Source organism: Micromonospora sp. C95 (genome assembly GCF_018070465.1).
GTDB lineage: Bacteria > Actinomycetota > Actinomycetes > Mycobacteriales > Micromonosporaceae > Micromonospora.
The window spans coordinates 116438-130434 of the sequence record NZ_JAGPXT010000010.1; the positions used below are offsets into that span (position 1 = coordinate 116438).

Here is a 13997-nt window from a genome sequence, read left to right on the forward strand (position 1 = left end):
CTCGCGCTCACCGAACCACCTCCGTTCGCGACTGCGGGGCTCGCAAACCCGGCTCACTCCTCGCGCTCACCGAACCACCTCCGTTCGCGACTGCGGGGCTCGCAAACCCGGCTCACTCCTCGCGCTCACCGCGACCCACCTCCGGGGAGGATCTCGACGGACGCGCGGCGCTCCGGGCGCAGGGTGGCCGCGGCGGCGCGGACCTGCTCGTCGGTGACCTCACCGATCAGGCTGGGCAGCTCGCCGAGCAGCCCCGGCTCGCCGCGCTGCTGCTCCAGCACCGCCATCCGCAGTGCCCGGCCGAGCACCGCGTCGGTGTCGCGGAGCAGGTGGGTGGCCATCCGCGCCTGGGTGCGCGCCAGTTCGCCGTCGCCGAGCCCGTCGTGGGCGAGCCGATCCAGTTCCTCGTCCAGGGTCCGCAGCACCTTGTCGACGTCGCCACCGGGCGGCAGATGCGCCTGGAGCAGCAGCGCGGTCGGGTCGCGTACGTCGAACGGATCGCCCATGAAGCCGAGGTAACCACCGACGCTCGTCACCGCGCGGTCCCGACGCACCAGCCGCTCCACCAACCGCGACGCATCACCGTCGGTGAGCACCTCGGCCAGCACCACGTACGGCAGGTAGGCGTCGAAGTCGTCGATCGGGTCGGGCACCCGCCACGCCGACGCCACCGCCGGCAGCGGAGCCAGCTTGTCGGGGTACGCGGTGCGCCGCTCGACGGTCAGGTCCGGCTCGGCGAAGTCCGGCCGGTCGGGTGCCGGGCGGGCCGGTACGTCACCGAAGTGTCGCTCGATCAGCGTGACCGCCTCGGCGGTGTCGATGTCCCCGCTGACCGCGAGCACCGCGTTACCGCTGGCGTAGTAGTGGCGGAAGAAGTCGGCGGCGTCGGCGACGGTGGCCGACTCCAGATCGTCGAAGGAGCCGTACCCGTCGTGTGCGTTGGGGAAGGTGTCGAACAGCACCGGCGGCAGGGTCAGCCAGGGAAACCCGCCGTACGGCCGGTTGAGCACGTTGACCCGGATCTCCTCCTTGACCACGTCGACCTGGTTGCGCAGGTTCTCCTCGGTCAACCGGGGGCCGCGCATCCGGTCGGCCTCCAGGAACAGCGCCCGCTCCAGCGCGTTGCTCGGCAGGGTCTCGAAGTAGTCGGTGTAGTCCAGGTGGGTGGAGCCGTTGAAGGTGCCGCCGGCCCCCTGCACGTGCCGGAAGTGGGCCAGCTTCTCCAGGTTCTCCGAGCCCTGGAACATGAGGTGCTCGAAGAGGTGCGCGAAGCCGGTGCGTCCCTCCGGCTCGGATCGGATGCCGACGTCGTAGACGACCGCCACACCGATGACCGGGGCGCTGCGATCGGGGGTCAGGACGACCCGTAGGCCGTTGTCGAGGGTGAACCGTTCGACCGGATACCTCGTCGCTGGGATTCTCGCTCTGCGGGTCGGCACGGATCCGACCCTAACGTCTCGGCACGCCCGCCGGTGCCTGCGTGCGAGGAAGCGCACGTGGGTCGGGTCGGCGCGCACCCGATTGGCGCGCCCGGCCGTCAGCCGGCCGCGCTGCCGGTGCGGTCGGTCGGTGCCGGGCGGTTCAGTTCCACCAGGCCGGACGGAGCGGACCCACCCGGGGCGACCGGCCACGGCGCGAACGTCACCGCCGTGGCCAGCAGCAGCCCGACTGCCGCGACCGCGATCACCAGGAGCAGCTCACGCGCCGCCACGCCCACCATTGTCGTCCTCCCCCGGCCGATCACGAGCCCCCCGGCCCTGCCCGCCAGGGTCGCGGAGCCGGACGAGGAAAACAGTCGCCCACCCGACGGTCGACAGGCTGATTGCCGACTCAGGGTTGCGATGCTGCTCGCGCGTGCCGGCACGCGCGAGCAGGGCCGGCCGGTAGGGCCGAACCTCGCGCCCGCGCAGGAAACACGGACGGCCGGGCCGCCACCGGTGCGCAGAGCACGGCGGCGACCCGGCCGACACCGGGTGACCGAAAGGTCAGAGCGGACGGATGTTCTCCGCCTGCGGGCCCTTCTGGCCCTGCACGACCTCGAACTCCACCCGCTGGTTCTCGTCGAGGCTGCGGTAGCCGGAGGACTGGATCGCCGAGAAGTGGGCGAAGACGTCCGCGCCGCCGCCGTCCGGGGTGATGAAGCCGAAGCCCTTGTCAGCGTTGAACCACTTGACGGTGCCAATAGCCATGCTTGTTTCGTCTCCTTGACGGAACGTCAACTCCGCACCTGTTGCGGAGTTGAAAGAGGAATGTCCCGGACGAACCTGCCCGGAACGCCTGTCGCTGCTGGTCGCCCCGCCCGGAGAAGTCCGGACATAACAAAGAGCGCCTGGGGCCACATTCCGCCAGGCGCAAACAGAGCTGGTAACCGAAACTGCAACGCGGGAACTCTACCACGGATTCGCCACCACGCCAGTGCTTCCCGGCGACTCGGGAACCGATCTGATCAACTCGGTCAGCCCGTCGGCGTCGAGCAGGTCCGCCGGCCGGACGGTCACCCCGTCCCGCACGTAGTGGAACGCCGCGCCGACCCGGTCGACCGGCACACCGGCCAGCTCCGCCCAGGCCAACCGGTAGACCGCCAACTGCACCGCCGCCACCTCGGCGGCGGTGCCGTCCGGGCGCGCCCCGGTCTTCCAGTCGACCACGTCGAAGCGGTCGCCGGGCCGGCGGAACACGGCGTCCATCCGGCCGCGTACCACCACGCCGCCGAGCACCGTGGCGAAGGGCACCTCCACCTCGAACGGCGTTCGGTCCGCCCACTCGCTGGCCAGGAAGCGCCGCTGCAGCTCGGCGAGTTCCTCGTCCGGTGCCGCGTCGGCATCCGCCGCCCCCGGCAGCTCGTCGGTGTCGAGCAACCGGTCCGCGCCGAACCGCTGCTCCAGCCAGGCGTGGAACGCGGTGCCCCGGCGGGCGTACGGGTTGGGCTCGGTCGGCATCGGGCGGCGCAGTGCCCGGGCCAGCCCGGCCGGGTCCCGGCGCAACGCGACGAGTTGCGTCACCGACAGGTGTTCGGGCAGCGACACCTCGACCGGGCCGGCGAGCCGGCTCAACTCCGCCCGCTCGGCCAGCAGCAGCTCAGCCTCCCGCCGCCACCGGATCACCTCCGGATCCGACCCGGCCGGGTCGTCCGGCCGGTCCCCGTCGGCGTCGGCGTCACCGTCGGCGTCGGCGTCGGCGTCGGCGTCACCGTCGGCGTCGGCGTCGCCGTCGGCGTCACCGTCGGCGTCGGCGTCGCCGTCGGCGTCACCGTCGGCGTCGGCGTCGCCGTCGGTCAGGAAGCGGCGTACCAGCGCGGCGGCCTCAGCCAACACCGGACGGCGGGGACCGAGCGGGTCGGCGGGCCACTCGGCGCGCAGTACCACCTCGGTGGTCGGGTTCACCGCGTCCGGCGCGGGTTCCGGGGTCCACTCGTCCACCAGGTGACCGGCACCGCCGGCCAGGCAGGCGTCGTGCACCTCGCGCAGCAACGCCGACGGGCCGCGCGGCCGCTTGGTGCCCTCACCCCACCAGTGACCGGAGCAGAGCAGCAGCCGCCGGGGACGGGTCACCGCCACGTACGCCAGCCGCCGTTCCTCCCGCTCGTCGTGGGCCCGCCAGGCGTCGGTGAAGTCCTCCACCGCCCGGGCCACCCCACGCTGGTCGTCCACCTCGGCCAGGGCCAGCTCGGGCAGCCCGTCGGCGTCGCCGCGCAGTGGGAACGGCAGCACGCCCAGGCCGCCGAGCCAGTGGTCCGAGTTGCGGACCGGTCCCGGCCATACGCCACGGCTCAGCCCGGCCACCGCCACCACGGCCCACTCCAGCCCCTTGGCGGCGTGCGCGGTGAGGATCTGCACCGCCCCATCGACCACCTCCACCTCGCCCGGCGCGAGCCCGCGCTCCTCGTCCTCGGCGGCGGCGAGATAGGCCAGGAACCCGGCGAGCGTGGCCGCCGGTGACTCCCCGCTGAACCGGGCGGCCACGTCACCCAACGCGTCCAGGTGGCCCCGGGCCAGGCCGGCGTCACCGGCACCGTCGCGGCCGGCCCGCACCGCCACCTCCACGTCCAGCCCGGTGGTCCGCTCCACGTCCGCGATGAGTTCCGGCAGGGTCTGGTCCAACCGGTAGCGGAGCAGGCCGAGTTCCCGCGCGTACGCGCGCAGCCGCGCGTACCCCTCGGCCGAGTACGCCTGCGCCGGCCCCAGGTCGGCGAGCGCCTCCACCAGGGTCGCCTCGTCGAGGCGATCGGGGGTGATCTCCGGAGCGCCGTCGTCGGCCAGCCGGCGGCGGGCCGCCGCGATGGCCCGCGCCCGGCGGTGCAACGCCACCAGATCCCGTGGTCCGATCCGCCACCGGGCGCCGGTCAGCAGCCGCAGCAACGCGGCACCGTCGGTCGGGTCGGCCAGCACCCGCAGGGTGCAGACCACATCGCGTACCTCGGGGGTGTCCAGCAGGCCGCCGAGCCCGACCACCTCGACCGGCAGGCCGCGCTCGCGCAGCGCCGCGGCGATCGCCGGGATCTGGCTGCGCAGCCGGACCAGCACCGCCGTGGTCGGGCGTCGGGTCACCGGGATCTGCTCGGGCAGTACGCCCGGGGTGCCGGCCGCGCCCCGCCAGGCGGCCAGCAGGCTGTCGGCGATCCACTCGGCCTCGTCGGCGTACGTGGGCAGCAGCGCGCAGTGCACCGTGCCGGCGGCGGATCCGCGCGGGCTGCGATGCGGGATCGGGTCGTCGACGCCGAACGCGGCGTGCAGCTCGGGTACCTGGGCCCCGGCCGCGCGCAGCGGCGTGGCCAGCGCGTTGGCCACCGCCAGGATCTCCGGTCGGTTGCGCCAACTGGTGGTCAGCCCGAGCACCCGTGCCGGCGCACCGTCGGTGCGGGCGAACTCGGTCGGGAACCGGTCGAGGGTGCCGGCGCTGGCTCCCCGCCAGCCGTAGATCGACTGGCAGGGATCACCCACCGCGGTCACCGGGTGTCCGCCGCCGAACAACGCCTTGAGCAGCACCACCTGGGCGTGGCTGGTGTCCTGGTACTCGTCGAGCAGCACCACCCGGTAGCGGCTGCGCTCGATCTCACCGACGCCGGGGTGGTCCCGGGCCACCCGGGCGGCCCGGGCGAGCTGGTCGGCGAAGTCCATCGCCTCGAAATCGTCCTTGCGGCGGGCGTACCCGCGCACCAGCGGCAGCAGCTTCAACCGGGTCTGCTGCAGGGCGAGGGCCTTGCGTACCCCGGCGTAGACCCGACCCGGACGCGACTGCACGTCGGCGAAGAACCGGCCGGTCCAGGCGGCCAGCTCGGCCGGGTCGACCAGGTGCTCGTCCAGCTCGCCGGCGAGCGCCAGTACCGCGTCGGTGACCGTGCTCGGCATCCGGTCCACCTCGGACATGTCCCCGTCGTAGTTGCGCACGATCAGGTCGACCAGCTGCCAGCGGGAGGCCTCGGTCAGCAGCCGGGTGGAGGGCTCGTAGCCGGCGCGCAGGCCGTGCTCGGTGACGATCCGGCCGGCGTACGAGTGGTAGGTGGCCACCGTCGGCTCGCCGGCGAGGGGATCGTCGAGCGGGTTGCGCTCCCGGCGGCCGAGCCGGCGGACCAGTTGGTCGAGCCGGACGCGTACCCGGTGTGCCAGCTCACCGGCGGCCTTGCGGGTGAAGGTGAGGCCGAGCACCTGCTCCGGCCGGACGTACGAGTTGGCCACCAACCACACCACCCGGGCGGCCATCGTCTCGGTCTTGCCCGAGCCCGCGCCGGCGACCACCAGCAGCGGCTCCACCGGCGCGGCGATGATCGCCGCCTGTTCCCGGGTGGGGGCCGGCAGGCGAAGCAGCTTCGCCAGCTCCACCGGCGTGTACCGGGGGCCCGCGTCGGCGGCCCGGGGCGCCGGCGGGACCGGCTCGAACAGGGTGGGCTGGGTCACGGCTCGACCACCTGCCGACCCTGACCGGACACCGGGCAGCTGCTGCGGACCGGGCAGACCCGACACTTCGAGTTGGCGACCGCCGCGAAGGTCGCGGCGGCCATCGTGTCGGCGGTGCGACGCACCAGCGCGGTCGCCCAGCCGGCCTCGGGCCCGTCGGTGGCGGGTGACTGGGCCTGCTCGCGGGCATCCTTCGCGCCGGTGCCGAGTTGCACGAGGGCCGCACCGCCGGGCTCGTCGCCGAACTCGGCGAACGCGCCGGCCTCCACCGCCGCCTGGTACGCGCCCAACTGCGGGTGCTCGGCCACCTCTCCCTCGGTGACCGCGGTGGACTTGCCGGTCTTGAGGTCGACCACCACAAGCCGGCCGTCCGCGTCGATCTCCAACCGGTCGACCCGGCCGGTCAACTCGACCGGCCGGTGCGGGTCGTCGAGGCGTACCGCGAACTCCTGTTCGATGGCGAGCAACCGGCGCGGGTTGGCGGCCAGCCAGCGCAGCAACTTGTCGACCATGGCCTCGGCCCGGGCCTGCTCCGGACCGACCATCCACCGCGCGGCCAGTTCGATCGCGTCGAACCGGGCGGCCACGTACTCCAGCAGCGTCTCCCGGTCGGCACGGGCGTCCTCGGCGAGCATCGCCGCCGCGTGCACCAGGTTGCCGACACCCTGCGCGGTGCTGGCCGGCGCGCTGCCGCCGTGTCGTTCCAGCAGCCAGCGCAGGCTGCACCGCAGCGCGCTCTCCATTCCCGACGGGGTCACCCGCACCGGCTCGCCGTCGTCGACAAGCGGCCGGTCGTCGGAGAGGGGGCGCAGCCCCCACCAGTCGTCGGGGTGTGCACCGGACACCCCGGCGGCGGCCAGCCGGGCCAGTTCGGCCGCCGCCGCGCGCCGCCGGGCGACCGGCGCCGCCGGATCGACGATCGCGGTACGCAGCTCCGCCACCAGCGCGGGCAACGTGAGCGCCCGGGGCGGCCGACTCAACGGCAGCCGACCGGGACCGGGATGCTCGCTCGCGACGCTGTCCGCCGGGTCATCGTCGCCCGCGTTCTGGTCCACCGGGGCACTGCTGGCCCGCGACGTGTCCGGCGAGGTCGACGGCCTGCCCGCGATTGATGGCGCGTCCGGTGACCGGGGCGGCGGCGGACCGGCGGACCCCTCGACGGCGCCACCCGGGTCGTCGGTACGGCCCAGCTCGTAGAGGAAACGGCTGGGTTGCTCCTCGTGGTCGTCGCCGCCCACGGACGCGGAGGCGACCGCGCTGACCAGCAGCCGCCGCCGAGCCCGGGTCACCGCGACGTGGAACAGCCGCCGCTCCTCGTCCAGCAGCGCCGAGGTCTGCCCGACCACGGTGGCCACCGCGGCCGCGCCGTCCCCCCGGCCGGCCAGCACGTCGACCAGGCGCTCCGAGCCGAGCAGGCTGCCACGCAGCCGCAGATCCGGCCAGACCCCCTCCTGCACCCCGGCCACCGCGACCAGGTCCCATTCGAGTCCCTTGGCCGCGTGCGCGGTGAGCAGCCGCACGGCGTCGCCCCGGTCGGCGGTCGGTGCGAGCGTGTCGGCGGGCAGCTCCTGACCGAGCACGTGGTCCAGAAACACCTCGGTACGCGCGCCCGGCAACCGGTCGGTGAACCGGGCGGCGGCGTCGAAGAGAACCAGCACGGCGTCCAGGTCCCGGTCGGCCGCCTCGGCCCGGCGACGTCGGGCGAGATCACCCTCGCCGGCCACGGCCGGACCCCGGGTCAGCGCGGCCGACCACAGCTCGGCCAGGCCGCTGACCCGCCACACGGCCCAGAGGACCTCCTCGGCGGTGGCGGCCGGCCGGTCCGCCGCCTCCCGGGCCACGGCCAGCAGCCCGGCCACCGTCTGGGCCGGTTCCGCCCACCGCCGCTCGACTCCGGCAAGCTCGGTCGGGTCACGGAGCGCCTCGATGATCAGCTCTCCGGAGGGCCGGCGATCGCCCCGGGCCAGGGCGAGGGCACGCAGGCCCTGCCGCAGCCGTCGCTCCGCCAACGGGTCGGCACCGCCGAGCGGTGAGTGCAGCAGCGCCACGGCGGCCTCCTCGTCGAGCCGCTCCGGCTCCAGCGCGCAGCGCAGCAGGAGCAGCAGCGGCGCGACCGCCGGTTGCAGGTGCAGCGGCAGATCCTCGCCGTGCACCACGGTCGGCACACCGGCCGCGTGCAGCGCCCGTCGCAGCCCGGGCAGCTGCCGGGCGGTGGAGCGGACCAGCACCGCCATCCGCGACCACGGCACGCCGTCGAGCAGGTGTGCCGCGCGTAGCGCGTGCGCCAGCCACGCCGCCTCGCTCGTGGTCGAGGAGAACGTGCGCACCTCCACGGTCCCCGCCGGGGCGTCCGGCAGCGGTTGCAGCCGCCGGTGCGCGGCTGGCCCGCGCAGCCGTCGGGCCAGCCGGGTGGTGGCGGCCAGCAGCCGCTCGCCCGCGCGGTAACTGGTGCTCAGCAGCACCTGGGCGGCCGGCGCGCCGGAGGCGGTGCGGAACCGGTGCGCAAAGGTCGTCACGCCGCCCGGGTCGGCTCCCCGGAAGGCGTACGTCGAGGAGTCGGGGTCGGCGAAGGCGACCAGGGGTAGGCCGCCGCCGGCCACGGTGTCCAGCAGCTCCAGCTGCGCGGGGTCGGTGTCGGCGAGCTCGTCGACGTAGACATGCGCCAGCCGGCGTCGCTCGGCGGCCAGCAGCTCCGGATCGTCGCGCAGCATTCCGGTGGCGGCCCGCACCAGCTCCGCCGGGTCGTAGGCGACCGAGCCACGGTTCGCCACGTCCCGCAGGGCCAGCACGGCCACGTACTGCCGGAGGAACCGGGCGGCGGCCGGCCAGTCGGCGCGGCCCAGCCGCTCACCGAGCCGGGCCAGCTCGACCGGACCCACACCCCGCTCGGCGGCACGCATCAGCAGGTCGCGCAGTTGGGCGGCGAATGCCCGGGTGCCCAGCGCCGGCCGTAGATCTTCCGGCCAACCGACCGGGTCGTCGTCGGGCTCCCCGTCGGGTTCCGCACCGACGACATCCAGCAGCTCGCGGATGATCAGATCCTGCTCCGGGCCGGTGAGCAGCCGGGGTGACGGCTCGCCGCGCTCGGCGGCGGCCCGCCGCAGCAGCCCGAAGGCGTACGCGGGAAAGGTGCGCACCAGCGGCTCGCGCAGCACCCGCTGACCGGTCGCGGCGATCCGCGCCTCGATCCGGTGCCGTAGGTCGACGGCGCCACGTCGGCTGAAGGTCAGCACCAGAATCCGCTCCGGGTCGACTCCCTCGGCGACCCGGGCGGTGACCGCCTCGACCAGGGTCCGGGTCTTCCCGGTGCCCGGCCCGCCGACGACGAGCATCGGACCGGCGGTATGCGCGACGACCTCCGCCTGCCGCGGATCGACCTCTCCCCGCCCCGCGTCCCGCCTTAAGGCGCGACCCGAGTCGGCGTGACCCGACGCAGCATGGCCCGACGCAGCTTGACCCGACGCAGCATGACCGGACGCAGCATGGCCCGACGCAGCATGACCGGACGCAGCATGGCCCGACGCAGCATGGCCCGACGCAGCATGGCCCGACGCAGCGTGACCCGACCCGGCGTGACCCGGCACAGCCGAGTCCGGCGCATGACCCGACGCAGCATGACCCGACCCGGCGTGACCCGGCACAGCCGAGTCCGACGTGGCGTGGCCCGGGGCGGGCTGCGGATGAGCTGCGTCCGAGGGCGGCCCGGCGGACGGGCCACTCCCCTCGGTCGGCCCGGCGGGCCGACGCACCAACCGGTACGCCTGCATCCCGCCATCCCATCACGGCACTGAGACAACGCCCGACCCGCCACACCCGACGCGGTCGGTATCCAGCGCTCGACATGCGGCATGTCGCGGCTTCCGCTCGGCGAGAAGGCCCGACATGCCGCATGTCGAGTCGATCAGCCGCCCGACGCGATCAGCCACCCGACGCGACCGGCCGCCCGACGCGACCGGCCACCCGACGCGACCGGCCGACCGGCCGACCGCGTCGGTGGGGCGCGCCGGGTCGAGCCACGGCCCCGGCCGGGTGGGTGGGTTCAGCTGAGCTGGGATTCGATGAGGTCGAGTGCGCCGGGGACGGTGTCGACCGACCGGAGCAGGTCGAAGCCGGCCGGTTTGAGGAACGTCTGGTCGGTCAGGTCGCGCAGCCAGGCCAGCAGCGGGTCGTAGAAGCCGTCGGTGTCGACAAGCACCATCGGCTTGTGGTGCAGGGCGAGCGTCGCGGTGGTCCAGACCTCGAAGAGTTCGTCGAGCGTGCCGAGCCCGCCGGGCAGGGTGAGGAAGGCGTCCGACTTCTCGATCATCAGAATCTTTCGGCTGGCCATCGACTCGGTGACAAGCAGTTCGTCGGAGGCGAGGTCGGCGACCTCCAGGTCGACAAGCGCCTGCGGGATCACCCCGACCGTGCGGCCTCCCGCGGCGCGTGCGCCGTTGACCAGCGCACCCATCATCCCGACGCAGCCGCCCCCGCTGACCAGCGTGTGCCCGCGTCGAGCGACCTCCGCACCGGTTTCGGCCGCCAGGTCCAGCCACCGCCTGTCGAGCGTGCGGGAGGACGCGCAGAACACGCAGATCGCGGCCACCGGTCAGCGCCCCGCAGGGTCGTCGGTCGCGGCCGACCCGTCGACAGCGGCCGCCCCGTCCGCAGCGGCCCGCCCGTTGACAGCGGCAGATCCGTCCCCCGCGCCCGCCCCGTTGGCAGCGGCCGGCCCGTCCGCAGCGACCGGCCCGTTGGCAGTGGCCGAATCGTCGGCGGCCGCCTGCTGGTCGGCGGCCACCCGGGCGACCGCTTCCTCGCGTACGGTCTCCTGCTCGACGTTGAGGGCGGCCTCGGCCTCCACGATGTGCCGCACCGCCGCGGCGACTTCGTCGGTGACGCAGATCAACTCCAGATCGACCGGGCCGATCTTGCCTTCGGCAGCCATCGTGTCCCGCAGCCAGTCGAGCAGGCCCTGCCAGTAGTCCACGCCCATCAACACCACCGGGAACCGGGTGACCTTCCCGGTCTGCACCAGGGTGAGCGCCTCGAAGAGTTCGTCCATGGTGCCGAAGCCGCCGGGCAGCACCACGAACGCCTGGGCGTACTTGACGAACATGGTCTTGCGGGCGAAGAAGTACCGGAAGTCTATGGCCAGGTCGACCCACTCGTTGATGCCCTGCTCGAAGGGAAGTTCGATGCCGAGGCCGACCGAGTGACCGCCGGCCTCACTGGCCCCCCGGTTGGCCGCCTCCATCACACCCGGGCCGCCCCCGGTGATCACCGCGTAGCCGGCGCGGGCCAGTGCCGCGCCCAACGCCTCGGCGAGTTGGCACTCGGGGCTGTCCGGCTTGCTGCGCGCCGAGCCGAAGACGCTGACCGCCGGCGGGAGGTCGGCGAGGGTGTCGAAGCCCTCCACGAACTCGGAGAGGATGCGTAGCGCCCGCCAGGCGTCCTTCGTTTTCCAGTCGGCCCGCGCCCGGGAATCCAGCAACCGCTGATCCGCAGTGCTACCGGTGATCGACTGGCGACGAAGTGTGACGGCGCCGCGATGCCGCTCCTGTCCTCGTTCGCGCCCGTTGCTCTGGGTCATGGAAGCAACCGTAGTGGAGTCGGACCGAAGAACTCGGCAAACACTTCGTGATCTTGTGCAACCAAATCGCTTTCCCGTACGTCTTACTATTCACATACCGGGTATGCCCCGGCACGCGACTTCTGGGGAGGAGACAGCGTGATCAGCAACGACGAACGGGTCCGGATCCGCCGCCAGATGCAGCGGCGCATCCGCGACGTGGTGGCCGAGCGCCGCCGCGCCCGGCTGCTCGACAAGCCACCCGAGCCGCCGGCCGATCCCGACGCCGAGTCCCAGTCCCACCTGACCACCGTCTGACTACCCCTCACCGAACCCGCCGGCCACGCCACTACTGGTCGCACCGACGGTGGTCAGGCCGGGGCGAGCCAGCGGTGCAGCGTCGCCGCACCGTCGCGGATCTTGCTGATCTCGACGTGCTCGTCCGGGTGGTGTGCCAGGTTCGGATCACCCGGACCGAAGTTCAACGCCGGGATCCCCATCGCCGCGAACCGGGCCACGTCGGTCCAGCCCAGCTTGCCGATGGGTGCGGCACCCACCGCCGCCACGAACTCCCGCGCCGGGGGCGCCTCCAGGCCGGGCAGCGCGCCGGCCGCGCAGTCGGTCACCGTCAGCTCGTAGTCCGCGAACACCTCGCGCAGGTGTGCCTCGGCCTCTGCCGGCGTACGGTCCGGCGCGAAGCGGTAGTTCACCTCGATCTCGCACCGGTCCGGCACCACGTTGCCGGCGACCCCGCCATGGATGCGGGTCGCGTTCATGCCCTCCCGGTACTCACACCCGTCGATGGTCACCCGCCGGGCCTGGTACGTCGACAGGCGGCGCAGCACCTCCCCGGCGCCGTGCACCGCGTTGACACCGTGCCAGGAACGGGCCGAGTGGGCTCGGACCCCGGTGGTCACCACCACGGCCCGCATGGTGCCCTGGCAGCCGGCCTCGACGATGCCGTACGTCGGCTCCAGCAGCAGCGCGAAGTCGGCCGTCAGCCAGTCCGGGTGCGCCTGCGCCACCAGGTGCAGGCCGTTGTACCGCGACTCGATCTCCTCGGCCTCGTAGAAGAAGTACGTCACGTCGTAGCGGGGCTCGGGCAGGGTGGTCGCGAGATGCAGCGCGTAGGCGACTCCGGACTTCATGTCCGAGGTGCCGCACCCGTACATCAGATCGCCGCGCAGGGTCGACGGGAAGTTGTTGTTCAGCGGCACGGTGTCCAGGTGGCCGGCGAGCACCACCCGCGAGGCCCGCCCCAGGTCGGTACGGGCCATCACCGTGTTGCCGTGCCGGTAGGTGGTCAGGTGCGGGACCACCCGCAGAACCTCCTCCACGCAGTCGGCGATGGCCTTCTCGTTGAGGGACACCGACTCGATGTCGACCAGCGCGCGGGTCAACGCCACCGGATCGGCGAGGACCTCGGGGGTAAGCGGGTTCTCCATGGTCCGCACGGTACCGTCACAACCGGCGACCGCGAGACGCGAGCCCGTCGGGCAGCGCGAGGCGTGGGCCGGCGAGCCCCACGGTCGCGAGCAGCAGCCAGCCCGCAGGGGAACGAGAGGTGAGTAAGTGACGTCCACACAATCCGCGTGGGGCATCGGCCTGGCCACCGTCACCGCCGAGGACCAGGTGCTCGACACCTGGTACCCGACCGGCAAGCTGGGCCTCGGCGAGCTGCCGCTGGTCGCCGGTGAGGACGAGGCCGACGTGCTGGACCTGCCGCCCGGCGCGATCGGCGACCGGGCCCTGCCGGGTCTGCGTACCGTCCAGGTGGTCACCGTCATCGGCTCGCTCGACGATCCGATCAAGGACGCGGCGGACGCGTACCTGCGGCTGCACCTGCTCTCCCACCGCCTGGTGCGGCCCAACGAGATCAACCTCGACGGCGTCTTCGGCAAGCTGGCCAACGTGGCCTGGACCTCCGCCGGGCCGTGCCCGCCGGAGCGGGTGGACGAGCTGCGCGTCATCGAGCGGGCCGCCGGCCGCCACCTCGGCGTGTACGGGGTGGACAAGTTCCCCCGGATGACCGACTACGTGGTGCCCTCCGGGGTGCGGATCGCCGACGCCGACCGGGTCCGCCTCGGTGCCCACCTCGCCTCCGGTACCACCGTCATGCACGAGGGCTTCGTCAACTTCAACGCCGGCACGCTCGGTGCCTCGATGGTCGAGGGACGCATCGTGCAGGGCGTGGTGGTGGGTGACGGTTCGGACATCGGCGGCGGCGCCTCCATCATGGGCACCCTCTCCGGCGGCGGCACCGACAAGGTACGCATCGGCGAGCGCAGCCTGGTCGGCGCCAACGCCGGTGTCGGGATCTCGCTCGGCGACGACTGCGTCGTCGAGGCGGGTTGCTACATCACCGCCGCCTCGAAGATCAGTCTCCCGGACGGCCGGGTCGTCAAGGCGCGCGAGCTGTCCGGCGTCGACGGGTTGCTGTTCTGGCGAAACTCGGTCTCCGGCGCGCTTGAGGCCCGTCCCCGCACCGGCCGGGGCATCGAGCTGAACGCCGCCCTGCACGCCAACGACTGAGCCCCCCGGTGGGGCGGGCC

Annotated in this window: 9 protein-coding genes and 1 pseudogene; 2 read left to right on the forward strand and 8 right to left on the reverse strand. The window is 73.5% G+C overall.

All coding sequences use genetic code 11. The annotated features are described in order from the left end of the window. Positions 1-125 precede the first annotated feature (125 nt). From KBX00_RS14710 to KBX00_RS14740, 7 genes and pseudogenes are all read right to left on the reverse strand, one after another. Entirely contained in the window at positions 126-1439 is a 1314-nt protein-coding gene (locus KBX00_RS14710) for a pitrilysin family protein (RefSeq protein WP_210827179.1), read from the reverse strand. A gap of 98 nt (positions 1440-1537) precedes the next feature. Continuing rightward, positions 1538-1720, reverse strand: coding sequence for a hypothetical protein (locus KBX00_RS14715; protein ID WP_210827181.1), 183 nt, complete (start codon positions 1718-1720; stop codon positions 1538-1540). Positions 1721-1985: 265 nt separating this feature from the next. Further along, positions 1986-2189 carry a cold-shock protein gene (locus tag KBX00_RS14720; RefSeq protein ID WP_013735772.1) on the reverse strand — a complete coding sequence of 68 codons (204 nt, stop codon included), beginning with the start codon at positions 2187-2189 and terminating at the stop codon, positions 1986-1988. 201 nt (positions 2190-2390) lie between these two features. Further along, positions 2391-5894 carry an ATP-dependent DNA helicase gene (locus KBX00_RS14725; RefSeq protein WP_210827183.1) on the reverse strand — a complete coding sequence of 1168 codons (3504 nt, stop codon included), beginning with the start codon at positions 5892-5894 and terminating at the stop codon, positions 2391-2393. Beyond that, complete coding sequence (locus KBX00_RS14730) at positions 5891-9478, reverse strand: ATP-dependent DNA helicase (RefSeq protein WP_210827185.1); 3588 nt, start codon at positions 9476-9478, stop codon at positions 5891-5893. The genes KBX00_RS14725 and KBX00_RS14730 overlap by 4 nt, the downstream gene beginning before the upstream one ends. Before the next feature lie 455 nt (positions 9479-9933). Continuing rightward, positions 9934-10479, reverse strand: a complete 546-nt coding sequence (locus KBX00_RS14735; protein WP_210827187.1) for a TIGR00730 family Rossman fold protein — start codon at positions 10477-10479, stop codon at positions 9934-9936. 162 nt (positions 10480-10641) lie between these two features. Next, positions 10642-11466 (reverse strand): annotated as a pseudogene (locus KBX00_RS14740) (TIGR00730 family Rossman fold protein); the annotation flags it as partial. Between the two features lie 138 nt (positions 11467-11604). Between KBX00_RS14740 and KBX00_RS14745 the strand changes: the two are divergent. After that, positions 11605-11763 carry a hypothetical protein gene (locus tag KBX00_RS14745; RefSeq protein ID WP_210827398.1) on the forward strand — a complete coding sequence of 53 codons (159 nt, stop codon included), beginning with the start codon at positions 11605-11607 and terminating at the stop codon, positions 11761-11763. Positions 11764-11816: 53 nt separating this feature from the next. On the opposite strand, the gene dapE is transcribed toward KBX00_RS14745, so the two are convergent. Then, positions 11817-12890: a succinyl-diaminopimelate desuccinylase gene (gene dapE, locus KBX00_RS14750; protein ID WP_210827191.1), complete on the reverse strand. Its 1074-nt coding sequence runs from the start codon at positions 12888-12890 to the stop codon at positions 11817-11819. Between the two features lie 127 nt (positions 12891-13017). On the opposite strand from dapE, the gene dapD reads away from it, so the two are divergent. Continuing rightward, positions 13018-13977: a 2,3,4,5-tetrahydropyridine-2,6-dicarboxylate N-succinyltransferase gene (gene dapD, locus KBX00_RS14755; protein ID WP_210827193.1), complete on the forward strand. Its 960-nt coding sequence runs from the start codon at positions 13018-13020 to the stop codon at positions 13975-13977. The last annotated feature ends 20 nt before the right edge of the window (positions 13978-13997 follow it).

Excerpts from the sequence above, each read along its gene's own strand:
- KBX00_RS14715 (WP_210827181.1), bottom strand. The coding sequence starts at position 1,720 with ATGGTGGGCGTGGCGGCGCGTGAGCTGCTCCTGGTGATCGCGGTCGCG.
- KBX00_RS14720 (WP_013735772.1), bottom strand. The coding sequence starts at position 2,189 with ATGGCTATTGGCACCGTCAAGTGGTTCAACGCTGACAAGGGCTTCGGC.
- dapE (WP_210827191.1), bottom strand. The coding sequence starts at position 12,890 with ATGGAGAACCCGCTTACCCCCGAGGTCCTCGCCGATCCGGTGGCGTTG.